At 42.2% G+C, this 25,407-nt stretch carries 15 protein-coding genes and 1 tRNA gene; 3 read left to right on the plus strand and 13 right to left on the minus strand.

Annotated elements, in window-relative coordinates; genetic code table 11:
• Positions 1-214: 214 nt before the first annotated feature.
• The 10 genes from GQS54_RS00005 to GQS54_RS00050 form a co-directional block, all read right to left on the minus strand.
• Positions 215-1,201, minus strand: coding sequence for a calcium/sodium antiporter (locus tag GQS54_RS00005; protein WP_166421978.1), 987 nt, complete (start codon positions 1,199-1,201; stop codon positions 215-217).
• A 95-nt stretch (positions 1,202-1,296) separates the two neighbouring features.
• Positions 1,297-2,460 (minus strand): ADP-ribosylglycohydrolase family protein, encoded by a 1,164-nt coding sequence (locus GQS54_RS00010; RefSeq protein WP_166421979.1) that lies wholly within the window; start codon positions 2,458-2,460, stop codon positions 1,297-1,299.
• A gap of 218 nt (positions 2,461-2,678) precedes the next feature.
• Positions 2,679-3,650 (minus strand): ribokinase, encoded by a 972-nt coding sequence (gene rbsK, locus GQS54_RS00015; protein WP_166421980.1) that lies wholly within the window; start codon positions 3,648-3,650, stop codon positions 2,679-2,681.
• Between the two features lie 90 nt (positions 3,651-3,740).
• Positions 3,741-4,619, minus strand: coding sequence for a LysR family transcriptional regulator (locus GQS54_RS00020; protein WP_166421981.1), 879 nt, complete (start codon positions 4,617-4,619; stop codon positions 3,741-3,743).
• 51 nt (positions 4,620-4,670) lie between these two features.
• Positions 4,671-7,145: a sodium:solute symporter gene (locus GQS54_RS00025; protein WP_166421982.1), complete on the minus strand. Its 2,475-nt coding sequence runs from the start codon at positions 7,143-7,145 to the stop codon at positions 4,671-4,673.
• 34 nt (positions 7,146-7,179) lie between these two features.
• The gene (locus GQS54_RS00030) at positions 7,180-8,055 is read right to left on the minus strand and encodes a CoA ester lyase (RefSeq protein WP_166421983.1); all 876 of its coding nucleotides are present in this window, start codon (positions 8,053-8,055) and stop codon (positions 7,180-7,182) included.
• 299 nt (positions 8,056-8,354) lie between these two features.
• The gene (locus tag GQS54_RS00035; protein WP_166421984.1) at positions 8,355-9,737 is read right to left on the minus strand and encodes an ADP-ribosylglycohydrolase family protein; all 1,383 of its coding nucleotides are present in this window, start codon (positions 9,735-9,737) and stop codon (positions 8,355-8,357) included.
• Positions 9,738-9,821: 84 nt separating this feature from the next.
• On the minus strand, positions 9,822-11,036 hold the full coding sequence (locus tag GQS54_RS00040) for a CoA transferase (protein ID WP_166421985.1): 1,215 nt from the start codon (positions 11,034-11,036) through the stop codon (positions 9,822-9,824).
• Positions 11,037-11,185: 149 nt separating this feature from the next.
• Entirely contained in the window at positions 11,186-13,351 is a 2,166-nt protein-coding gene (locus GQS54_RS00045; RefSeq protein WP_166421986.1) for an SUMF1/EgtB/PvdO family nonheme iron enzyme, read from the minus strand.
• Positions 13,352-13,485: 134 nt separating this feature from the next.
• Complete coding sequence (locus GQS54_RS00050; protein ID WP_166421987.1) at positions 13,486-15,753, minus strand: TonB-dependent receptor; 2,268 nt, start codon at positions 15,751-15,753, stop codon at positions 13,486-13,488.
• Between the two features lie 456 nt (positions 15,754-16,209).
• Between GQS54_RS00050 and GQS54_RS00055 the strand changes: the two genes are divergently transcribed.
• Positions 16,210-17,988, plus strand: a complete 1,779-nt coding sequence (locus GQS54_RS00055) for an alpha/beta hydrolase-fold protein (protein WP_166421988.1) — start codon at positions 16,210-16,212, stop codon at positions 17,986-17,988.
• Between the two features lie 254 nt (positions 17,989-18,242).
• Here the strand turns inward: GQS54_RS00055 and GQS54_RS00060 are convergent.
• Positions 18,243-18,319 (minus strand) — tRNA-Arg (locus tag GQS54_RS00060).
• A 246-nt stretch (positions 18,320-18,565) separates the two neighbouring features.
• Here GQS54_RS00060 and GQS54_RS00065 point away from each other — a divergent pair.
• On the plus strand, positions 18,566-19,951 hold the full coding sequence (locus GQS54_RS00065) for an alkaline phosphatase PhoX (protein WP_166421989.1): 1,386 nt from the start codon (positions 18,566-18,568) through the stop codon (positions 19,949-19,951).
• Between the two features lie 166 nt (positions 19,952-20,117).
• On the opposite strand, the gene GQS54_RS00070 is transcribed toward GQS54_RS00065, so the two are convergent.
• Entirely contained in the window at positions 20,118-21,332 is a 1,215-nt protein-coding gene (locus GQS54_RS00070; RefSeq protein WP_166421990.1) for an AGE family epimerase/isomerase, read from the minus strand.
• Between the two features lie 19 nt (positions 21,333-21,351).
• Entirely contained in the window at positions 21,352-22,650 is a 1,299-nt protein-coding gene (locus GQS54_RS00075) for a trehalase family glycosidase (RefSeq protein WP_166421991.1), read from the minus strand.
• A gap of 184 nt (positions 22,651-22,834) precedes the next feature.
• On the opposite strand from GQS54_RS00075, the gene GQS54_RS00080 reads away from it, so the two are divergent.
• Positions 22,835-25,282, plus strand: a complete 2,448-nt coding sequence (locus tag GQS54_RS00080; protein ID WP_166421992.1) for a TonB-dependent receptor plug domain-containing protein — start codon at positions 22,835-22,837, stop codon at positions 25,280-25,282.
• Positions 25,283-25,407 lie beyond the last annotated feature (125 nt).

Below are 25,407 nucleotides of genomic sequence, written 5' to 3' on the forward strand. Positions count from 1 at the left end.
CATCATTGCACCTAATGCTGTTATGAAATTGATCATAACACCTCTTATTAGGTGGCCAAATTAACTATGCCACTACACCCTGTGTCAAGCAGAGGGGGGGGGGCAGAAAATAATCCGAAACGGACGGAATCTTCAGGGATATTAACTCAAGAAAAAAGGGTAATTTTAACTTCTATCTGAATCACTAAAATTAACTGTTCTCAAAAAACTGGACTTAAGTGTTGTACTTTGTTGGCAGTACATCGTAAAGCAAGTATATATTATAAGAAAAATAGATAGCTAAAAGTAAAAAACCTTCTCTTCTAAAGATATATCCACCTTTACTAGATCTGTATAGCATCATTAGTAATATAAGAGTTGATGCTAGCATTATTGGCCAGTCTCGGGTCATGACTTCGACAGGAATAGATGTTATCGGCGCAATCGCACCGGTAAGACCAACCACCCCAAGAATATTGAACATATTTGAACCGATGAGATTACCAATCGCAATGTCGTGATTTCCTTTGCGAACTGCAGCAATTGTAGTCGTTAATTCTGGCAAAGACGTACCAACAGCAACAATAGTCAGTCCAATCACTAAGTCACTCACTCCAAAGGCTGAAACAATTTCAACTGCCCCCCATAAAAGTAATCGTGAACTACCTATGAGTACAACTAGACCAACGATAAGCCAGATTATTTCACGGCGAAGAAGTATTGGGGGTGACCGCAGATCTTCGGAGCATTCTGGGTTTGAAGTGTCAGAACGATCCCTCAGTGCAGCAGTAACTGACCATATTATTACAAGCATAAATCCAGTGAGTAATAAATAGGCATCAAAAGTTGATAAGGCATCATCAAAAAATAAATACCCAGAAAATAGCATTATGAATATTAAAAGTGGAAATTCATTTTTTATAATTTTTGAATGAATTGTAATAGGACAGAGAACTGCTGTTATACCCAAAACAAGGCCAATATTGGTAATATTTGAACCTATCGCATTTCCTAGTGCTAACCCTGGAATACCATCAATTGCAGCCATCGCGGAAACTACCATTTCTGGCGCTGAAGTTCCAAATCCAACGATGACGATACCTATTAGTAATGGAGGTAGTTTAAAGTGTTTGGCTAAAACAGCAGCTCCATCAACAAAGCGGTCTGCACTCCATACCAATAGACCAAGACCTATAATTATTGCCAATGAAGCTATAAACATTAAAACACCTGCCAAGTAGACATATTTTTTTAAAACCCGAGATTTTAGAAGAAAAAATCGACACTAAAGAACTAGAATGATTGCAACATGAAACGTTATTTCATAAGGCCTGTTAATAGCTCTTGTTTATGTCGTTCCATTTTTGAATTGTTCTCAATCATATCCCGCGCAGTTTCCGAAAATTGTTCGGCAATATTTTGGAAGGGTATTTTGTTTGTTTCAGTTAACACGTCCAACTCTTCATCACTTATGTCTTTGTACCCATACATTGCACCTAAAATTACGCCAGCCATGACACCAATGGAATCCGTGTCTCGCCCAGAGTTAATACCACCAATAATGGTCTGTCTAAAGTCACCGTCATGTAACACCGCGTAGGCAAGTGCAAAAGGTAATTCTTCAATAGCGAACAGTCGGCTTGGTACGTAATGATTCGAGGGCACACCTATCTTTTCTATTTTTCGGCTGACATCATCAGCCATAGGTGAATACGGTAGAATTGTTTTTTGGAATTCAGCTACCACTAAGCCATGATCATCTTTTTGACTTTTCAGTTGTCGTGCTTTCTCGCACATATCCTGTATCGCCATTTTAGTACCATCTTTCGCCAGCGATAACGCTGTGGCGACTATGTCTTCAATACCCACACCAGGCTCAAATGCTTTAGCAACACATGCGGCTAATACACCGGCAGCTTCTAGTCCATAACTTGCCTGATGGCCACTGGCAAAATTAATCGCCTCATCGTACGCAGCTTTCGGATTGCAAGCGTTCACTATCCCGATAGGAGCAATGTACATGGCGGCGCCACAATTTATCATATTGCCAATCCCACCTTCTCGTGGTTCGCAATTAGCGAGAGCATGACGTTGGAAAATCCATTTTTCGGGGTAAAACAATCGCTCGATAATATGATCTTCTCTGCCTAATTCTGGAATATAGGTTTTCTTAAACGCTATTTCCTTTACCATTCCATCAGCCATATCCCATGCATCGAGAGGACGTTTCACATCATTATAAATATTCATAAGGGCAATGGTCATTAAGGTATCGTCGGTGATAATGCCGTAGCCTCGTTGACGATTATTACGCATAGAAGCTGACCAATCAGCCTTATGCCAAGGCATTAATATGGTTTCCACCCTGCCGTATTTTTCTAAAATTTGCTCGTAAGTAAGCTTTTCAATAGTCGCGCCAATGGCATCACCAAACGCAGTGCCATAAATCACTCCTTTTACTCTATCCAAAAAGCTCAGCATATTTTTCTCCAAATCCATCATTAAAAGGGGTTAATTGTTTAGGGTAGGTAGCAGCTAAAACATCCAAAATAAAATGCTTTTAACTGCCCCAATCTGTTTAGTTCAAACGTAAAAATTCGTATTTATTTGATTTTTTTTAGCAAGTCATTACTTATTTAATAAGCCGTGTTATAGCCATTCATTACTGTAATTTAATTTTTTAGCGTTATTCCTCCATGCTACATCTGCGTCGATGTAGTTGAATTAAGTTGCAGAAATTGATTAATCTGTTGATGATCAGGCGCCGCATCTTGTGCCAGAGGTTTCGTAACAGACAGCGCGGCAGCTGCTGAGGCACGCACCACGGCGTCAATGAAGGGCAATTTTTGCGCTCTTGCTACCGCTAAAACGCCGTTAAATACATCTCCCGCGCCGGTTGGATCGAGAGCGTCGACAGAAAACGGAGAGATCAATTGCTGGATTTCGTTAGACGCAACGTAGCTTCCTTTTTCTCCCAAGGTAATAACGACCTGTTTAACCCCTTCGGACAACATAATATTCGCGGCTTCAACAACACTATCGTTATCTTTCACTTCAATACCTGTTAGTTCAGCCGCCTCAGTTTCGTTAGGCGTAACAATATCTGCAAGTGAATATAATGACTTTGCATAGTCGGCAGCTGGCGCGGGATTAAGTACCGATAAAACATGGTGTTTTCGAGAAAGTTCCAACACAACCTTCACCACTTCAGCTGGTATTTCTAACTGAACAATAACTACATCGGCTTGACGTATAAGCTCTTCTGCATTGTAAACATCTTCAACAGTTAGCAGCCAATTGGCTCCCGGCGCAACAGCAATAATATTCTCTCGTTGCTCAGTCACTAAGATTGAAGCAGTACCTGTGGATTGATTTTTAATACGACGAATATTGTCGGTATTGATTTGATGTGTATGCAAATAATTAAGCGCATTACTTGCAAATAAATCATCTCCTACGCAGCCTATGAAACTGACATTTGCACCGTCTTTAGCTGCCGCAATAGCTTGATTAACGCCTTTTCCCCCAATAGATAAAACAGATTTTTTGGCCATTACAGTTTGATTTTTCAAAGGGAAATCAGTTAGATATGTCGTTAAATCGCAATTAACACTGCCGACAACAACCACTTTAACGGGGCGACCTAAGTTGTCAATTTGAGATTTTTTCATTTCATTTTGTCTTTAAAATAAGTTTGGAAAATATTATTAGTCGGAAAGTAACTAACTCTTGATTTACGGTTTTCACCTAGAGGCAAAAGCTCAGGGACGACCATAATTAGCTTTCTTAATTTCTTGAATAAAGGCCTCTAACAATCGGCTTCTAATCGAAGAACGGGACCAGACCACGCCTATTCTTCTGGGCTCAAATGTGATGGGCAGAGTAATCCTTGTAAGATTTAAGCCCTCCGGCCATGGTTTGGCCCAATCAGGTACAAGAGAAACACCTAATCCTCTGTCCACCATAACGGCAATCGCATTGAGAGCAGCTAATTCGCAACGTTCATTTGGTGAAATCCCAACTTGATGGAGATATTGGTCGGCTAAGTCCCCGCCCCACAAACTTCGGTCATACCGAATGAAGGGCTGCGTGGCGAGCAATTCATGAGGATCACAGTTCTTCATGCTCTCAGGGGCTAATAGGATTAAGGGTTCCTCTCGAAGCAATTGCCAGCAACAAGTTTTAGATAGTGTAAACGGCGCTTGTAATACAAACGCGGCATCTAGTTGACCATTTTCAACAGAACGGTGTAAGTCGATGGACAACCCAGGTTGAATCGTGACCCCAATCTGCGGAAAATCTGTTACAACGCGAGCTAATATGTCTGGCAAAATACCTGTCAATGCAGTGTTACAGGCACCTAACTTAAGTTCACCACCAACCGAGTCATCAATTGCCATCGAACGTAATTCGGCGACGTTTTGTATTACATTGCGAGTACGTTCGAGTATTCGAACCCCCGCTTCAGTCACAGTTACAGTGCGCCCTGCTCGCCTTATCAATGGCGCTTCAATCTGACGCTCTAAGGTGCGGATCTGTTGCGCCACGCCAGCCGGAGTAAGATTAAGCTGTCTGGCAGCTGCAGCCATTGAACCGCAATCTACAACGGCAACGAAGGTTTTAAGAAACTTAGTATCCACTTATATCCCCATCACAAAAAATGCACAGCAAAAATAGCCTGCGGTGCTCATCTATTGGTCCGCAGCATGAACTTTAGATTTCGCTGGATCCGCATATATTGTTAATCCATCGAGACGTTCAGGGGCTGGGAAAAACCAACTAGAGGCATATCCAACAACTATGCAGACGAATACTGAAAGAGGCATATAAAAATAAGGATGCACAAGATCAACCGTCCAAGCCATAAAGGTCACAATGAAGCTAGCAGTAACCCCAACAATAACGCCTTGCCAATTTGCACGCTTAGTGAACATTCCCAAAGTGTAAGCACCAGCGAATCCACCACCTAATAAACCCCAAAGTTCAAGTGCTACATCGAGTAAAGAATTAACGTTATAACTCGCCAATAACAGTGCTAGGGCAATACCAATTAAGCCAGCAACCACTGTTATAATCTCTGCAAAACGGAGATTGGTTTTTTCATCGCTAGATTTGAACCACTTTTCATAAAAATCCACAGTTGACACTGTGGCCACACTATTCAAAATACTGGACAAGGTAGACATTGCTGCAGCAAATATGCCGGCGATTATCAAGCCTGTAACGCCGACTGGTAGCTCCGCAGAAATAAACAATGGGAAGGTTGCGTCAAGCGACAATGAAGGATCCATTCGTCCAGGGTTAGCTTGATAAAACACATACAAGGCAGTACCAATTAAATAGAACATTGCACTACCGGGAATTACTATCGCCGAAAACGTCCACATCGATCGCCCTGCTTCTTTAGCGGAAGAAGTAGAAAATACTCGTTGCATTAGCACTTGGTCTTTAGGAAAAGTAAGCACAGTGTCGAAAAAGACTAGAAACAAAAAACCCCATATTGTTGCATCTGTTAAATTGAAACTAAAATCAACCATTTTAAACTTGTCATCGGCCATGGCACTGGAAATAAACTCTGCTGTGCCGCCATCAAGTTTCATTAATATAAATACGATGGCAAAAATAGTGCCACCAAACATGACAAACAACTGTAAAACATCAGTCCAGATAACCGCTTTCATGCCACCTAGTACCGTATAACATATGGTCACAAAGCCCATTACAAGTATGCACATCGTTATATCAAGCCCAGTAACTGTGGATAGGGCTAATGATGGCAAATATAAAATAACAGTCATTCTTCCACCCAACTGGAACACAATGAATAAGATGCTGGAAATCACGCGAATAGACGGATGAAAACGAGTCTCCAAATAATGAAATACTGATATTAAATTGAGCTTGCGCAATAATGGCACTATCCAGATGGCAACAAATATTAATCCAAGGACCAGGATCATATTGCTCATCAAATATTGCCAGTTAGTGGCAAAAGCTTTAGCGGGTACGGCAATATAACTAATAGAGCTCGCATTCGAAGCATAGATACTTATCCCTGCAGCCCAAAAAGGAATTGAACGACCACCAAGGAAAAAATTGGATTCAGATGATTGTCCTTGTTTCAGATAGAAATATAAGCCCATCCCCAACATCGCAATCAGGTAAACCACTAAAATAACCCAATCCGTCACCGATAATAGATTCTGTCTAGACTGCACTTGTGCCAGCCCTAGTTGTGTCCCGTTCTGGTCATTTGCTGATGCGACCCACAGAATTCCTTTTTTCCATCCAGTGCCGGCCAAGGTGCCATGATTATCCCAACGTTCCAGTTCAGCCCATGCACCAGTTATTGTTTGAAAGCTCATTACTTTTACGCTGGAACCATCTGCACTGGTTGCAAGATAAAGCGCATGTCCTTGTCCCATGGAACGAGCAGTTCCTTCAATAACGTTGCCCTGTAATGTACTGCGTTGTTGCCAACCGTCTTTGGGTAACCATTGCCACATTTGTTCTTCAGTACTTGCCTCATGCTTTAAGGTAACTTGTAACTTATCTGTTTGAGCAATGACTGATGTAACAAGCCCTCCTTCTCCCGACCAAACAGGATAATTTTGCCAAACGCCATTATCTGACGATAAATCCAGAGCCAACATTTTCGAAGCTCCTTGTGCAGATGTGCCCACAATAAAAAGCTTTTCATCCAAAATGCTTGCTGCTGCAGATTTAAGTGGTTCGGGTAGCTGAGGCATTGAATAACGCTGGGTTTGTTCATTAGTTCCAAAAGACTCAACTCTATTTATCCAGCCTGTTGATGGGTCTGCCATCAGCAAATAGGTACTATCTGTGCTAATTGCAGCTCCCTTAACAATGCCTTGAAAAGACGCGTCTTTTTTATCCCATTTATCCGTTGTTTGATCAAAAACCCAAATATTATTGCGACTATCAACTGCCACTAAGTTTTGTTGATATGTCCAAATTTTTGCTAAAGCAACATCGGCAGGCAAAGGTTTGACTTGTTCGGTAGTGACAGCAACCAGATTTTCAGCCTTGACTCCGAGACTGATCATAAGAATGAAAACCAAGGCTAAAAATGGCTTTAGTGTGATAGAAAAGAGAGTGGAACGATGACCTGACACTTTACTATTATTGGGCATAATTTGGTTCATTTTGTACATCCTGAAATTCTTACCATTAAGTCGATTAAGCCGTTGTTTGGGTGTTTATGAAGCGCTTATATTCTGCGAGTACTGATTTAGCACGCTGGATAGAGGGAAGATCAATCATTTTACCAGCAACAGTAAAAACCCCGATGCCTTTACTTTCAGCTTTATCGGCAGCTTCAACAATCTGCTCTGCCAAGGCCACATCTTCTGCTGCTGGGATAAACAGTCGATTAACTGTTGCTACTTGATTAGGATGAATGCAACTTTTGCCGCTATATCCCAAGCGACGTGCCATATCGACCTCTGCTTGAAACCCTTGGATGTCGTTAATATCGGGAAATGCACCATCATAAACCTTGATACCGGCTTCGCAGGCTGCGAGCCGAAGCGTTAGCATTACAGCATGCACACTGGCGTTATCATCGCGATCGATCCCAGCTGAATCAAATAAATCATTCAAACCTAATTGCAATCCAGCGACTCTTTTATGGGAGGCGCAGATTTCTATTACGTTACGCAGTCCTTTGGCTGTTTCGATGTTTACTAGTAAGGGAATGGGGTTAACAATGGCGTTTTCCCGTTCGATTTTTTCAATCAAAGAAACTGCGGCCAAGACATCTTTGGCAGATTCAATTTTAGGTAAATTAAGCATGCTTAGGTTGGGGCGAATAACGGCTGCCAGATCATCTTTAAAATAACTACTATAAATTCCGTTGCATCTAACAATAATAGTTTTCAGGCAAGTAGCAACTTCCTCGGACAGCAAAAATTCACTGATAATATGCCGTGCTTGGGCTTTTTGGCTAGCAACTACCGAGTCTTCCAAATCGATAGAAATTGCGTCGGCAGGCCCGGCTAATGCCTTACTAAATAATTCAGGCCGGATACCAGGAACAAAAAGCTTACTACGCATAATTACCCTCTATTGATTAACTAAAAAGATATATTTGTTTTGTTTTATTTGTTGCAAACGTTAACAATTAAGAATTTACATTTTCATTCGAAACTTTATACAACAAGAGCTAGGGGGCAATTTAAGTTATTTTTATGCTTAACAAAATAGTTGTATTCTATCTTCAAACCATACTTTTTGTTTCTTTATAATTAATTTGTGTCTCGGGATAGTTATTGACTACTGCTATCCACAAAGCAGATTGCATAGTCAATAACCCAATTATTGTTAGAAGCAGTAGTTGGAAGCAGTACTAGGGGTTAAAAATCATCTACCTGACTAACAGCAGCATTTGATTTTTGGCTCGATGAACTTTGTATGACAGCAACAGTTCTATTGGCTAAGTCAGTAAATTGGGCATTATCAAATCCTCCCAAACTAGAGCGAATACGATTATTCAGAGGTTCAATCCATTTATTAGGTAATGCGCTGGCACCGTTGATAATACCCACAACGGAGCCCGCTGTGGCACCGTTGCTATCAGTATCCCAGCCCCCCATAACCACATTACATATGGTTTTTTCAAGATCGCCGTTACCCACTAATAATGCAGCAACAGTTAATGCCGCATTATTGATGGTGTGAACCCAATGGTAATGGCCAAAATGATGATAAATTTCATCTACCACTTGCTCCCACTGCATATCTTTAAGGGGAAATTCAAGCACTATATTGATAGCTTTCGCAAAACGTGACTCAGCAGGAACACAAGATAAAGCCGCATGTACTAAGGTACGTATATCTGATTCATAAAACGCTTCAGCAATCAGTGCAGCAAAAAACATTTCGCCATAGATACCGTTGCGTGAGTGACTCAGGCGAGCATCCCGCCAGGCAAATTCGGCTGCCTGTTGTGGCTTGCCCGGGGATATATAGCCCCACAAGTCGGCTCGAATTTGGGCGCCAATCCATTCCCGAAACGGGTTTATATAGAGACCCGACTCAGGCGCATCATGTCCTGCTAAGAGGTTAAAATAAGCCACTCGTTCAGCAGTAAATAATTCCATCACCGGCAATTTCGCTAACCAAGCAGTGCCCACATCTTCACTACTAAAATTATCACCATGGGTCTCGAATACGTGTAAATTTAGCATAGTGTAATTAAGATCATCATCTTCGGGCATATATTGAATATTTTCCCTAAGACTGGCTAAACCTCCACGTCTTTTCCATGGGTACTTGGTCAGAATTTCGTCTGGCATCCCATCCTGGGTCCAATAATTATCTAATGGCCAAGTATTATTAGCTTCTAGCATTTCTCGTAACGCAGGTCGTTGATATCGCTCCACGGGTTTACCAAGTAAACAACCTGCAGAACGCCCCAACCACCCTCCAAGAATACGATTATATAGTTCAGTTTCGTTAAGTGGAGTGGCAACTGATTCGGAGGAATCTATTGGTTTCGCGGCATCCATAATCGCGTTCAATTCATCAGGTTCAGTTAAAGATGATGTATTGCCCTGTATATCAGTGGCCATTAATTCGATGAGTAACTGGCGAGCATTCTGACTGGCCAGCTCTAACGGTTGGCTCTGTATTTTTTTGAAAGCATTCGAAAGTTCACTGGCATCGCCGCCTTGTTCTGTGCGTTGAATAATTTCAAACTCTAGCTGTTCTAGAGGATCCAGATATCGAATAATCACAAAACTTCCTTAAATTTATATACAACAAATAATTGACTGACAGAATTATTACGCCTAGTAGAAAAGCAATAGGCATTAATAGGTTTATTTCACTACGCTATCATCACGCAGTTTAGTCCGTTGTAATTCGGTAAACCCGAGCTGCTCCAACACAGCATCGGAATGTTGTCCAAACACTGGTGCCGCAAAAGGTTTAGGACCAGGTGTACGACCAAATTTTATAGCTCGGGTCATTCCCTTATATGTACCCACCAGTGGATGTTCAAATGTGGTCATCATATCTTCTGCCACAACCTGCTCATGGTTAAATACGTCTTCAATTTGTCGAGCAGCGGCACATGGCACGTCATTACCAAAAAGGGTCTCCCACTCAATGGCTGTTTTATTCATTAATGCTGCTTGTAACAAAGGTACTATTTCTGCAGCATGTTCAGCTCTTTTACGAATACTATCGTAGCGCTCAGTAGCCGCTAACTCAGGAAGCCCAACTTTGTTACAAAGTGCTTTCCAAAAATGTGGTGTATTAGCAGATAAATACAAATACCCTTCTTTGGCTGGGTGGATGCCGGTTATCCCCCCTGACCGGAAATCTCGTCCGATATTAGCAGGTTCACCTTCAGCCCAGACAAACCTAGCTGATTGCATAGTTAAGGCACTGCGTAATAACGACACCCCTACATATTGTCCTAACCCACTGCGTTCACGTTCATATAAAGCAGATGACGCGCCACCAGATATTAATGCGGCAGCATAATAATCAACAACTGAACCATTGACTATTTCAGGTGTTTTACCGCGTATCCCTTGCATAGAACAAATTCCGCTCATCGCTTGTAACACTTGGTCAAAGCCAGCCTTGTTCTTCAACGGTCCAGTTTCACCATAACCAGTAACAACACAATAAATAAGTCTGGGGTTGATTAAATTTAACGTTTCAAAATCGATACCGAGTCGTTCAGGTACGCCAGGACGAAAGTTATGCACTAATATGTCGGCTTTTTTCACCAACTTCATCAGTATTTCATGACCTTCCTGACTTTTAAGATCCAGCACCAATCCACGTTTACTACGATTAATCCCGAGAAAACCTCGGTGCTCAGCCTCCAAGGTTGTAGGATATTTACGCATATTATCGCCACTAGGGGGCTCAATTTTGATGACATCGGCTCCCTGATCAGCTAATAAGGTACAACCATATGGTCCTGCAATATATGCACTTAAATCTATAACCTGAATGCCACTTAAAGGGCCATCAGCTCCAGATCTTGTTGATAAAGAATATTCTGGTTTAGAATTCATAAACTTCCTCCACTAATCCAATGAGAGAATAGTCAAAATTGATTACCCAATCAGGTAAGTTTGTATGACTTTAAAGCGAGAATAAATAGAATGGTACTTTCATCTAACCATACATAATGTTTATTCCCGCCATTGATTAAAACAAGCAACTAACCTCGATTAGCATCAACAACACAGCGAAATCCGAGCATCCCTGATCTGTCTTTACAGGGTGCCATAAGTAAATATTTACCATGTTGATCTAACTGATAGGCTTGAGGGAAATACCAATGAGATGTAGCAGGATGATACGAAGAGCCTCCTCGCAAAGGTGCAGCACGAGTATGTTCGTCAACAAATTCATTTGTCCATTGCCACACATTTCCTACCATATCCATTACGCCAAAAGGGCTAGCGCCGCTTGGATGTTCATCAACATTGGCTGGAGGCAATAAATCCCTTTGGTGGTTGATTGCTGGCACTGCGTCAGCATCCCAACTGTTGCCCCATGGGAACAAACGCCCATCCGTACCTTGAGCTGCATATTGCCATTCCCATTCGTTAGGCAAACGTTTATTAGCCCACGTTGCGTATGCTCTTGCATCTTCAATGGACACCCAAGTTACAGGTTTATTTTCCCAACCTTTCTGAGGTTTGCCATCTATCCAATCCTTCAAGAAGTTGAAATCATCTTGTGGATGATAGCCAGTAGCCGTGACAAATTTGAAATAGTCAGCGTTGGTAACAGGATATTGATCAATAAAGAATGAGGTTATATCCATGTGCTGGTTATGTGCACGACGTGGTAAGTTTTCCCACGGATACTGGAAATCTAAACCAGCCCACATGAACCCTTCAATTTCTATCCCACCCACCTTAAAATCAAAACCACCAGCTGGAATGGCAACCATCCCTTCTGGTACTTCTGTCTTTGCGGCAGTTGTTGGGATATCGAGCATTTTCTGCGGCAACGCTTTCCAGGCACCAGAATACTGCTGCAACGGCTTAGCCGCTAACTCGTGCATTTGCTGCAAAAAGGCCGTTAGACTATTAATATTTTGGCCTTCTTTTAGCGCTAATACTGAACCATAACCATTAGGCTCCATATCAAAACGTATAATTGCTTTATCATTCGATAATCTGACTTTTAGCTCAACGCCATTCCAAATATCAAAATAGCGTGTACCGGCTTGATGACTAACCACAAGTTGTTCTGCTGCTATTTCATATTCATTGCGATTAACCACAGTCCATAAGGTCATATGTTCACGGGGAAACGCGCTAGCAAAAACGCCTTGCTGTAGTGTCTTTGCATAGGGCTCCCAATCGGGGCTGACAAGCAAAGTGGAAAATTTTCGGAAAATAGTTGCAATACGACGCAAGGTTTCCCCATCTCTAGGTGTTAACTGATTCCAGATACCCCAAATATTTTCCCAGGCGTTATAACCATGACCATTGAAGAATATATATTGAAAATCATCGGTACGATTTCTCCCCCAGCGGTTCTCGACATTCGTTAAATGTCTCGGCTCCAACCATTTTAATTTGCTCACTGCTGGTATAAATGTAGTAGAAGCTTTACCCCAAGTTTGGTTATTCCACATCAATGCTTCATCTGACAGAGGCCAGGTTTCGGGTTGCAATACTACCGGATGACCGGTGCTATCTGAGGCTACTCTAAATGCATGAGGGACGCTAAAATAAGTATCTCCATTGATACCATCAGCATTCACTTCAGCGGCGAGATCGGCCATCGCTTGCCAATCAGTTTTACCATTATCTCGGGTACCATTGTCCCAAGGCATAGTAGGCAAAAATACCCGCACATTACGGCGCTGAAAATCTGCAACAACCTGTTTCAATCCTTTAATACCACCTGGCAATGATTCAACTAGGTCATGTTGACTGCGATCATCAATCCCGATGTTTGGATAAATGTACCAAAGTAAAACACTGTCAATCCCGCCAAATCTTGTCTCCAGATCATCAAGATATTTGTCTACAGTATATTGTCTCGCTACAGGATCGTAAAAATAACGATCTTCAACCATCATCTGAGTGTGTACATAGTTACTCTGCGACCAAAGCAGTTCTTCACGACGATATTGGGCATCGTCATATCCCATTCTAATCAAATGTTCTTGGCGCCATACTTTCATACCATGGCGCCAAGTATCGACACTCTCATTTACGTCAATTTTCCACTCACCAATTTTATGAAATGGCCAGGGGGTTGGTTCGCCTGGGGTAGGCAAATGAATAGGTAAAGTATGTGGTTGTTCAAATTCAGCTATTATTGGCTTAGGTGCTGGTATGTTGTATTTTTTGTCGGTCATAGAAACTCATGCTGCTTATTTTTTGGACTCCGTAAAACGAACTGGAGTAACAGAATTATTTAAATTGGGATAGATCAAATATGTAGCGGTATTTGTCTTGCCCTCAGCATATACCAAGGGCAAGTTTTTAAGGCTTAGAACTTCAATGTATAACCCAAACTTACTATACGACCTTGACCTTTAAAGTAGTTTCTCCATTGGTCAACCTGTGAATGACTTAAAAAATACGATTTATCCAATAAGTTATCGATGCCAACCGTAAAGGTGGAATTATCTAATTGATAATTCGCATTTAAGTCAAAAAGCGTATAACCCTTAATATGCTCTTCACCGGCTCTACCTTCGTTTATATCGTTATCAAGCACAGAACGAGCCCCCAATACCACACGACCTGCATCAGAAAACTGCCAGTCTGCTGTTAGCACCACTTTATCTGGTCCAACGTCACGAACTCCCATCGCGCGATCAAGCGGTCCTGTATCGCCATCTCGAGTATCCCCCTCGGTATGTGAATACATAAGGTTTAGTTTAATGGTATCTGTCACTTTATAACCAGCGGACATTTCATATCCGGAAATCTCAGTGGGTCTACGCAACATTATATAATCTTCAGTTTCAGGATCGACTCTTAAGCTCACTCCAAATTCTGAATCAGACTGATAATACGAGGCACCTATGTTCGCGCTCTCACCATTCCAGTTGAAGCCAATTTCTTTGTTTTTTACAACAATAGGCTGTAAATCAAGAATTCCGTCAACTGAGATTGGATCATCGTCAGGGCAACCATCAGGTTGTGTTCCGCCAAATGGCACACCACCTTCACTGGTATCGTTAGAGCAGCTTATATTACGTAGCGGAATACCGACGTTGGGTAAAGTAAAACCTTCCGCCGTAGATACATACACAGATAGATCTTCAGTCACTCGCCAAATGGCACCGATATTAGTTAGTGTTTCCTGATAGTCCAATTTGCCGCCGCTTACCTCTCGACGATCTCGGTACCAAGTTGTGGTGTAGTCATCTACTTTTAACTCGCCATCTTCACGACGAACGCCACCCGTTACAGTCACATCACCTAAATCATAAGAAAGTTGAAAAAATGGAGTTTTACTGGTGTATTCCATAGGTGGAACCCAAACGCGATTAGTCAGAGCTAATAGTTGTTGAGCCGTATCTTTGACTACATCCAAGCCAACCTGCAACTCTAAATCTCTTACGCCTAGAATGTCTAATTTTGTCCAAGATGATCTAAATCCTTCTTTATCAGAATGGATCTCGGATTGATCAATTAAGGGAAAATCACTACTTGGAAGACCATTTTCATCCAGTGCAATAGGTGCAATTAAAGGATCTTGTTTATCGATACTATTTTCTGCTTCGTAGCGCATTCCTTGATCAGCACGATAATACTGAACCCAAAATGCACCGCCAAATAAATCATCATGAGTATAGGTCAGACTCTGCTGACTAAAATCGTTAAAGCTAGCTCTAGCCCCTAAAGGACGTCCGCGCTCTGATGTGCTACTTAGGCCTGTCTCCCGATCACCATCGACAAGTATATAATTGCCTTTGCCCGCGATATTAAAACGACTTAAAGAGAGTTCCAGTCGTTGCTCGTCCTGCTTACCGAAGTTAGTGCCTACTTTGACAAACAAGTTATCGGATTCTGAATCCATTGCCGAACCACTTGTTCCCAAGCCAATCCGACGACCATCAGCGTCATAACCTATACCTGTTTCGGCAAAAGACGCGGCTAAAACCAAGTCATAGTTATCTTCTAGATGTGCAACATTAAAGCCCAGCCTCCAACTTTCACTATCATCTTCAAATTGTGTACGGTATTGGGATGACAGAGTCACCTCTGTACCTTTTACTTTGGGTGTACGTGAAATGTAATTAATAATGCCGCCTGCGGCGCCAACACCTTCAGATGCGGAAGGACCATTAATTACCTCAACGCGCTCAATAATTCCCATATCAGTAAAAATACCAGCACGATTGCCCTCACGTAGAGGAGAACCCTGCGGAACGCCATCGAACAATCTTAATGCAACTCTACCACGCAAGGTTTCGCCGGAATTAGACATTTGTTGCGTAGACTCTGAATACCCTGGGATGGTTCTTGTAAGTAAGGATGTTGCATCTGATGTCAAAGATAGGTTCCGACTTACTTCCTCTTGTGAAATGACATTAATAGCGCCGGGGATTTTATTCGCAGCTTTGGGTTGTCTTGAGCCGGTGATAATTATTTTTTCCACACTGGCTTCATCTTTCGCTTGTTGCTTATCACTAGTTGCATTGTTAACGGTTTGTGCTGCAAGAGAGTGACTGGGTATTAAAGGCCAAATAGCCAAATTAGTTATGATAATGGCTGACAATTTCTTCATTTTTGTAGTATGCATTTTTAACCTCTATAAAATGAGCGCGCTTGATTTAACATAAACCAGTTCGGCAATCTTCAATCAATAGATAAAAAAATGTCAACCTGTAAGTTTAATGTTAATTATATGTTTCCGTGGAAGAATGTACTGCAAAAATGTGAAGATCAAAATCCCGCGAAAGTATCTTTAAAATTAATGATAAGTTTCTTCTTAAGTAGTTATATTAACGCTCAAAATTTTTCATTGATAAATATTCTTCTCTTCAAGAAGCGATATTGGGTTTAAATTCTTAATAAAAACAGTGTCTTATTTTTTCAGCTCTCTGACTGAGATTTTGATAATGTCTCATAAAGTCTTTTCAACGTTATCGGTAAAGACAGTATTTATAGCTTTGAAAAATCCTGTCTACATATATTTGAGAAGTGATTTTGATTTACATTTAACAATGAATCAGAAATTGACTAATAGTGGTGCTAAATGATTTCAATGCGGCGGATATTAAAATTAGTCTTTTTCACGGTTGTTTTTCTTCCCGTTATGGCGTTGGGTTGTATTGATGTAAATTTAGGTGGGAATACAATGCTCAGTGATTATCAGCTCTATCTCCCTAAAGCATATGATGCCAATCGGAGTAGGAGTTATCCTACTATTTATATATTAGGTTCAGATAAGTTAACTGATATTGAGCGTATTGGTATTTGCAAAACACTGGATAAAAATGTCCTTATCGAGCCACTTATAACAGTATTCGTGAGCGCAGATAAATGGCTTAAAGATGATTCAATAGATATTGTTTTATATGCTCGGGATTTAGTAGAAACAGCGATCCATTATGTAGATAAACACTATAACTCGCGCTCAGAACGTGATGGACGACTGTTGATAGGAGGGTATGCAGCTGCTGCATATGGGCTGACACATCCCGATATTTTTAAAGGCGTTATTACTCTAAATTTCCCAGGCTTATTTGATGAAAATCAAAGGAAAGAATATCTACTCGCTCATTCTATTGCCAAATACGTGGAACAACCAGAACGTATACCTATTTACATCGTAGCTGGTGAAGATAAACCGTGCTCAGATCACGAAAATACACTGCAACAGTTTTATACAAATCAGGTCAATTACAATATGCAGGCTGTTCAGCTTTATCAGCAACTCCATAGAACTAACATATTTCAACAACAATTTAATAAATACGATCGCGTCCCAGCTAGTCCCGCTGAGCTAAGAATTATGAATGGTAACGGGGTGAAAAAAGCTTATTTAAATGGGATTGAGGAAGGTTTGAAATATTTTTTTGCTTACAGCGGTAAGCCTGTTCAGCTCGAATATGACGTGTCTAGATATCAAACGAAACAAAAAGGACTAATAGAAAAAAAAACTTCCTCCATCAGAAAGTCGTTAGCGATTACCAAAACTGAGCACATTCCATTAGCATATAAAATATATTTACCATATGGCTACGATGATGAGCGGAACATTCACTATCCAGTTCTATATCTACTTCATGGTAGTGGTGGGAATGAAAAAAGTTGGAATAAATTCTTTGCAATTTTAGATGCCATGATTGAGCGTCGATTAATCCCTCGATTAATTGCTGTTGCCCCAATCACAGGTAATAGTTATTGGATTGATTCGAATAAATATGGAGCTGTTGAGTCCTCAATCATACAGGAGTTGATTCCTGAGGTTGATTCTCACTATCGTACTATTAGTCACCGGTCGGGACGAGGAGTGCTTGGTTTTTCTATGGGAGGGTACGGAGCTTTACGATATACCCTAGCTTACCCAGAACTGTTTAGCTCTGCAGTGTTACTAAGTCCAGCAATTCAGCATGGTGATCCACCGACTACATCAGGAGCTGTTAAGCGGGGTGCGTTTGGAGTGCCTTTTAGTTTCAAAAAATGGAAAATGTTAAATTATCCATTAACACTTAAATCTTATCTGAAACAAAAGCAAAGAACCCCAATATATATTATTACAGGTGATGATGAGTGGAACCATGCTAGTGAGAAGACGGATCTTCCAATTGATGCCTCTCGTTACAATATGGAGATGCAAGCAGCCACTTTATATCAGCATCTCATTCAAAGTACGGAGGGCGACCTAGAACAATGTATTCAAAACTTGGCTGAATTAAATATCATAAACGGCGGGCACGATATGGGAGTGTGGGCAAAAGGTTTTGAACTTGGTATCGAATATATATTTGACCATGGTTTCGCTAAACCTCGACAAGACAAAGTACATTAGTGATTTTCACAGTGTGTGTAATGCACAATTTAAAATCCAGCTATTAATTTCAAGGGATCAAATTTTTTATTGTGAATATATCAAAACTAGTAGGGTGAATTGAAGAAGTTAATCTTTAGTAACTGGGGAGATATTTTTTGAGTCATTGTTCAGGATTAGTTTTATTTTAGCCCAAAACATCTTTGGCTAGTGGTCACAATCTGGTCACAGGAAATAGAATGTTAGTGGTTAGTAACTTGGTAGGCCTTTAGAAATGGTGCACCCGACGAGATTCGAACTCATGACCTTTGCCTCCGGAGGGCAACGCTCTATCCAGCTGAGCTACGGGTGCTTCATTTTGTGAGCGCTGATTCTAATGAAATACAGCGCTTTTTCCACTGTTATTTAGTTTTATTCTTTCAGATCTATCTTCAGAGTCCACTTTCGAGTTTTAACCAGCCCTAGATTTCATAATGAAGTTGTCATATTGGTGTGGTATTCCCTTTTGCTCATTGATTATTTAACAAATTAAATTTGAAGTTATGTGATAACATAACATTTAATTTATTGTTTTTATTTAAACATTTTGGGCGAGATTATGGTTTCTAGAAGACAGTTCACGTTGGGGGCAAGTGCGTTGGCGTTTGGTGGCTTAACGGCGAGTTACTTTGGAAAAGTGAGCGCGGCTTCTTTGCTACAAAACACTCATGGGTTTGGCCCGCTGGTAGCAGATCCTAATAACTTATTAGATTTGCCCGCTGGATTTGAGTATCAGGTTATTTCTCAGTTAGGGGAAAAGATGACTGATGGCTTTACCGTGCCGGATAGAGCCGACGGCATGGGCTGTTTCGGGTTGGACGAAGAGCGCGTGGCGCTTATCCGTAACCATGAGTTGCATCCACGGGACTTAATAAAAGCTGAGCAGAGCATTAAGCAGCACAAAAGCACTTTAGCTTATGATCAGAACATTAACGGTGTGGCGCTACCTGGGGGAACCAGTAAGCTGGTGTATAACCTGAAAACCAAAACCCTTGAAGAGCAGTTCTTAACCTTGGTCGGCACAGTGCGTAATTGCGCAGGTGGGGCGACTCCCTGGAATACGTGGTTGACCTGTGAAGAGTCAGTGCTTAAGGCTGGTTCAGGTGTATCCAAATCCCATGGTTATATTTTTGAAGTGCCAGCCACGGCAGAAGGGTTAATTGAGCCAAAGCCATTAACCGCCATGGGGCGTTTTAACCATGAAGCCGCTGCAGTCGACCCGCGAACCGGTATTGTGTATTTGACTGAGGATCGCGGCGACAGTTTGTTTTATCGATTTATCCCTAATCAGCGCGAGCAGCTCGACCAAGGTGGCCAACTACAAGCCTTAGTTCTTAAAGGTACTACTGGCGTTAAAGGCAGCCAAGGCTACGATACCCGCAATTGGGAAACGCAACAGATGTCACTACAAGAATGGACAGATGCCCTGTGGGTAGATTTAGATAACCCTGAAAGCCCTGAAGACGATTTACGTGCCCGGGGTTTTAAAGACGGGGCTGCTTTGTTTGCTCGTGGTGAAGGGATCCACTGGGGAGACAACGAATTGTATTTTTGCTGCACCAATGGCGGTAGCAAGCAGTTAGGGCAGATTATGCGCTATCAACCTTCTGCTTTTGAGGGGCAAGCACTAGAGGCGGAAGCACCGGGAAGGCTGCAGCTGTTCTTACAAAGCGAAGATGAATCGTTATACAACTTCGGCGATAATCTGACCGTTACCCCCTACGGGCATCTTTTGGTGTGTGAAGATCAATATACTGATGTAGTAGAAAACCATTTACGCGGCGTTACGCCACAAGGTGAAGCTTACGATTTTGCGCGTTTGCACTTGCAAACTGAATTGGCTGGGGCGTGTTTCTCGCCTGAGGGTTCAGTCTTGTTTGTTAACCTGTATTCACCCACCAGAACCTTAGCCATCAGAGGGCCTTGGGATACGTTTGCTGGTTAATATTAATGTTATGTAAAGGCTAGTAATTCAGCTAATAAACAAACAATAAAAAGCCTGCATGAAACCAAAGGGGACACAGTGTTTCATGCAGGCTAGTACTACCCGTTTACAGCGTTTGCTTTACTGATAGCGTTTACAAGGGGCTACAGCAAGCTCTTGGTCTGGCTTACGTCATTGGGTGGCGACGTAATAGCTCGAGTACGTCGTAACAAGCGCCCATGGTGTGATAATCCGTTTTGCCTATGGGGCTTTTTAGCTCGTCAATTTTTTGGTTGTCGTGGGTCAGTATTCTAAACCACGCACCGTATTTGTGATCTACCATATGCCGCCAAGAGTATTGCCAAATTTTGTCGTACCATTGTTGATAAACTGCGTCACCCGTGTGGTGATGGAGGTAGGCTGCACAGCACATTGATTCTGCTTGAACCCAGAAGTATTTGTCATTGTCGCAAATGTTCATATCTGGTGCGAAACCGTAAAATATGCCACCATTTTCTTTGTCCCATGCGACCGATAATGACTTATCAAATAGGGCTTTTGCGCGTTGAATTAACCACGGACGTTGGTCGTGTTTAGCAATAAATAATAGTAACTTGGCCCATTCTGTTTGGTGGCCAGGTTGAAACCCCCAAGGGCGAAATAGGTTTTTCGGATCGTCTTTGTTGTACTCAAGGTCGACTTGCCAATTGAGATCGTAATGTTCCCAAATTAAACCGCCCATTAGCGCTGCTTGTTGATTGGTCATCTTGTCTGCTAAGGCGATAGCGCGATCAAGAAAGCGACGTTCGTTACTGGCTTCATATGCCGCTATTAACGCTTCACAGGTGTGCATATTGGCATTTTGACCGCGATAGTTATCACATACACTGAAATCGGCATTGCATTGGTCTTTGTAAAGGCCTGCGCTTGCATCCCAGAAGTGGGTTTCCATGGTGTCGAACGTGTCACTTAGGTATTCACGCGCTTCTTCTAAGCCTGCGCGCAACGCCCAGCTGTAAGCGAGGATCACGAACGCAAAGCCATAACAGTGATTGGTTTGATCTTTTACGCTGACAACGCCGTCTTGCACGTCTATTAGCCAGTTATAACCGCCCGTTTCGGGTATGTAATGAGCGCTGCGAATAAATGCAATACCAGACTTTACCCGTGCTAGATATTTGGCTTCGCCGAATTCTTGATAGGCACGGGCATAGTTAAAGACAAAACGGGTTGAGCTCACTAGGTGGCGGGTGCCTTTGTCGTACACATCGCCGTTGTCTAGGAAGTTTTGATAGAAGCCGCCATGGGGGTCATCTACGTTGGCTTCGTAAAACTTGAGCGTGTCGCTTATATGGTCAAGCAGAAACGTAGGGCTAGTAAATTTTGGTGCGCTATTTGTCATCTTAATCTCCTGACGTTACCTAAAGTAACCAGTGCAACGCGATAGCCGCGGTCCACGAGAAGTCTTTACCACCACAACCAGCACCGGTTTCAGGGTTAAAGTATTCGTAATAACCGGACAAATCGACTAATGCACGACAGTCGCTACGTAGTTTATCAGCGGTGTCTTGAAAGCCTTCACTTTCAAAGCCTAGGGCTATCATCCAGTTGATGTGTAACCAGATAGGCCCACGCCAGTAACGTTGTGGCTCGTAACGACTTTCTTCTGGGTGAGTAGAGGCGATGCAGTATTGACTCGCTGCGTTCCACTGTTTGGCCTTGGTGTTTAAGATTTCTTTTTGCTGCGCGTCAGCTAAGCCTGCAAATAAAGTCAGCATACCGGCTGACGTACGCACTTTACACAAGGTGTCTGTTAATACGTTGCGGCAATAGAAGTACTCTGACTCAGGGCACCACAGGGTTGAAATAGCACTTTGCGTAAGCTTAATGCGCTGAGCAATCATATCTAAGCGCTCATCTTTAATGCCTAATGTTTCACCCAAAGCGAGTATATCTTTACTGCCCTTGTGCAAAATAGCGATGATACCGATGTCGTTTACCTTGTAAGGGCACTCATTGAAGATCACTTCACTGTCGAATTTATGCTTCTTAAAGAAGTCGACCAAAAACAGAAAACGGTCATATTCACTTTTATGTGGACGTTGCGATGAATCAACATGGCCGAGGTCACGACGTTCATATTCCCAATCTACACAGGGTACTGCTGCTAGAGCTTCATCCCACGCTGGGCTGTTGTCCATGCCGGATTCCCAAGGGTGGTAACTAACGACTAAACCCGTATTGAGTGGATCCCGCTCTTTATACCACCAAAGGTGGTAGTCAACTAAGTTAGAAAATAATGATTCGGCTTTACTGCGCGCTAAGGCTTTATCGTCAGCTGTGTCGAGCATATCTTTGATGACACTTGCCACCACGGGAGGCTGTGAAATAGACGTACTTTTTACCCGTTTATCTGAGCCCCAAATATCTGGACCCGGGAAATAAGTCGTGGAGTCTTGATGAAACAAGATGTGCGGCACCATGCCGTTATCCCACTGACCGTCAAACAATACTTCCAATTCTTGCCATGCACGGGGTTCGTCGAAGTGTTTCCAACCTAAGGCGGTAATAGCAGAGTCCCAGTTCCACTGGAATGGATACAAGCCATGGGTAGGCACAGTGTACCCACCAAGATCATTCGCAATCAGTGTCTCTTTGGCTTTTTCTATTAATGCAGCAGTATTTTCTGAAACATCTTTTCTATTAACATCGTAAGTCATAATGGGTGCTCTTTTTAGGATATTAGCTGATAAATGAATCTTAAAGCACTCATAATGGGTTGTAAATGTTTTTTTTGTGTGTTTAAATTCGATTTGTAGTAACAAATAAATAACATAACGTTAAACGTTCGCATCATTTATGACGAACACACTATTGACCATCTTTAAGAGATTGGAGAACACCATGAAAATGACACCTATTACCTGTGCCGTATCGATACTTTTTGCTGCACCGTTATTTGCCCAAGAAGAAAAGACTGAGAAACCAAAGGCTGATGAATATGAAAACATCATTGTTACCGGTTCAAGCGTTGCGCGTACAGAAGCAGATACACCTGCTAAAACAACTCTGATTGGGAAAGACCAAATTGCGAACACAGGTTTTTCAAGTCAGGCAGACATATTGATGAGTGTTCCCGGTATTAAAGTGGAAGGTGGTGGTGGCGAAGTGGCAACCAACGCATTTGTAAGGGGTTTACCTTCAGGAGGGCAGTTCCAGTTTACGCCCCTTAATTACGATGGCATGCCTGCATTTCAGTCTGGGTTAACCTCTTCTGCACAGGATGTTTATTACCGCCCTGATATAGGTATAGAAAGAGTGGAATATGTTGGTGGTGGTGTATCTAACTTGTTCGGCCCTGGTTCCGTGGCAGGCATAATCAACTATATTTCTCGTAAAGGAAGTGACGACCCAGAAAGTACCGTTCAAGTAGAACTTGCCGAAGACGGTCGCATTAGAACAGACTTTTTCAATAGTGGTGCGTTATCAAGCGATGACAATATTTACTATGCTATCTCTGGTTTCTACCGTTACGACGAAGGCCCTCTAGATACTGGCCTACCCACTAAAGGTTACCAACTTAGAGGTAATATACGAAAAGAATTTGATGATGGTCATATCGCATTCCATGGTCAAATGATTAACGACAAAGTGCAATTCTTCTTACCATTGCCTTTAGAGGGCGCATCGCGTGACCGATTAACAGGTAATGACGGTGAAACCGTTTATGTTGCCCAGACGGTAGCTGCCGCTGACCTAAGTTATCCTACTGCGGATGGTACCTACGAGTCGCCTATTCGTGACGGTGTATCTACTGAAGGTGGTTCATTTGGTGTTGATTTTGAAAAAGAATTAACCGACACATGGCGCATAAGCGGTAAAGCGAAAGCTGCAAGTTATGATCACCAATTCAACTTGTTCCTTGATGGCGACGGCATCGCCAATACGCCTGAGCCACAAAGTGGTTATGTTACCAACTCAGGTAGAACGGTAAATGGTGATTTGCTCAGTTCATTGGGCACGGCCAATTACACATGGTCTGAAACAGGTAATGCCTTACCAGACGATTATTTAGTCTTCGGTAACCGTTTATTGGATCGCCAAAGAGACGGTGACTTTTTCAGCACTGAGTTTAACGTAACAGGTGAGCTAGAAGCAGGCGGCTTTGACCATACTGTGAATATTGGTACGTTTTTCATTAACGCCTCGCAAATGGACTACAACATTATATCCAGTTACTTAGCTGATTTTAGTAATGGTAAGAATGCACGTTTAGTTGACCTGTCTTTTACTAACGAAGCAGGAGAAACGGTTCAGTATTCTAAAAATGGGGTTGTAGGGCCAGGTACGAGTTATACCAACAAAGACCTAACCAGCAAGCGCATCGCATTTTATGTCACTGATCAACTCGAAAACGACAATTGGGCGTTCGATGTGGGTATGCGTGTAGAGCGAGCTGAAGGCACCACTAAGTCAGAAGGCAGTGAAGTCGTTGTAGTATCTGATGACCCGTCATTAGCCCCTAACCTGCAAGTGAATACTACAGGTAACGGTCGTTTCACTTATGGTGAAGTCGGTACCACAGAAGCCGCTTTCTCTGGTGCGCTGTTATACAAAATGGATGACAGCGACATGAACTTGTACGCTAACGCATCAAAAGGTTATTTCTTCCCACAAATTAGAAGTATCACTTTTAACGACAACGGTGAGCCACAAAGCTATGAAGGCGAAGATATTACGCTTGGCGCAATAGGTGTGAAGTACTTCCCGAAAGACTTATATATAGATGCATCATTGTTTGTTGCCAACCTAGATAATCGTCGTTCGGTTGATTTCGAAAATGATGGTTCAGGCGGTTTGCTTGAAGTGGTTAAGCAGCAGTCGACTGAAACCTCAGGTGCTGAAATTATTTCACGCTGGAATGTATCTGACGAAATCACGCTAGAAGGTAATATTACCTATCAAGATGCTGAATTTAGCGAAGGGGCTAATGTGGGTAAACAACCCAGAAGACAGCCTGAATTTACCGGTAACGCAGCGGTTTCTTATAACAACGGTTTTGTTGATGCACGTTTAGGCGTGAGTTACTTCGGTGATTCTTACGCCAATGACGACAACTCAGTTGAATTAGATAGCCACACTATTGCCACCTTTAATGCGGGTTATTCTTGGGAGCTTAATAGCGACCAAGAAATAAGACTGGGCATTAGCGTATGGAATCTATTTGACAGTGAAGGGATTACGGAAGGGTCTCCGCGTCAAGGCAATAGCCAAGTATCCGGTGGTGAGTTCTTTATTGGACGCCCGGTATTACCTCGTCGTGTGAGCCTGACCGCTCGGTATGATTTTTAATTGAGTGTATTGGTGTCTGCTTGCGCCATTTAGGTTGAGTAGCTTACCCACTGGAAAAGATCCCAGTGGGTAACTATTCACCGTTCTTTTAATTTAGTAGCACAAACGGTATGGTTTTCGTTCGT

This window comes from Paraglaciecola sp. 20A4, from assembly GCF_011378905.1.
Lineage (GTDB): Bacteria > Pseudomonadota > Gammaproteobacteria > Enterobacterales > Alteromonadaceae > Paraglaciecola.

Coding starts and splice junctions, on each gene's coding strand:
- GQS54_RS00045 (WP_166421986.1), bottom strand. CDS start 13,351: ATGACCGACAAAAAATACAACATACCAGCACCTAAGCCAATAATAGCT.
- GQS54_RS00070 (WP_166421990.1), bottom strand. CDS start 21,332: ATGACAAATAGCGCACCAAAATTTACTAGCCCTACGTTTCTGCTTGAC.
- GQS54_RS00065 (WP_166421989.1), top strand. CDS start 18,566: ATGGTTTCTAGAAGACAGTTCACGTTGGGGGCAAGTGCGTTGGCGTTT.
- GQS54_RS00040 (WP_166421985.1), bottom strand. CDS start 11,036: ATGAATTCTAAACCAGAATATTCTTTATCAACAAGATCTGGAGCTGAT.
- GQS54_RS00005 (WP_166421978.1), bottom strand. CDS start 1,201: ATGTTTATAGCTTCATTGGCAATAATTATAGGTCTTGGTCTATTGGTA.
- GQS54_RS00025 (WP_166421982.1), bottom strand. CDS start 7,145: ATGAACCAAATTATGCCCAATAATAGTAAAGTGTCAGGTCATCGTTCC.
- GQS54_RS00055 (WP_166421988.1), top strand. CDS start 16,210: ATGATTTCAATGCGGCGGATATTAAAATTAGTCTTTTTCACGGTTGTT.
- GQS54_RS00030 (WP_166421983.1), bottom strand. CDS start 8,055: ATGCGTAGTAAGCTTTTTGTTCCTGGTATCCGGCCTGAATTATTTAGT.
- GQS54_RS00050 (WP_166421987.1), bottom strand. CDS start 15,753: ATGCATACTACAAAAATGAAGAAATTGTCAGCCATTATCATAACTAAT.
- rbsK (WP_166421980.1), bottom strand. CDS start 3,650: ATGAAAAAATCTCAAATTGACAACTTAGGTCGCCCCGTTAAAGTGGTT.
- GQS54_RS00080 (WP_166421992.1), top strand. CDS start 22,835: ATGAAAATGACACCTATTACCTGTGCCGTATCGATACTTTTTGCTGCA.
- GQS54_RS00075 (WP_166421991.1), bottom strand. CDS start 22,650: ATGACTTACGATGTTAATAGAAAAGATGTTTCAGAAAATACTGCTGCA.
- GQS54_RS00010 (WP_166421979.1), bottom strand. CDS start 2,460: ATGCTGAGCTTTTTGGATAGAGTAAAAGGAGTGATTTATGGCACTGCG.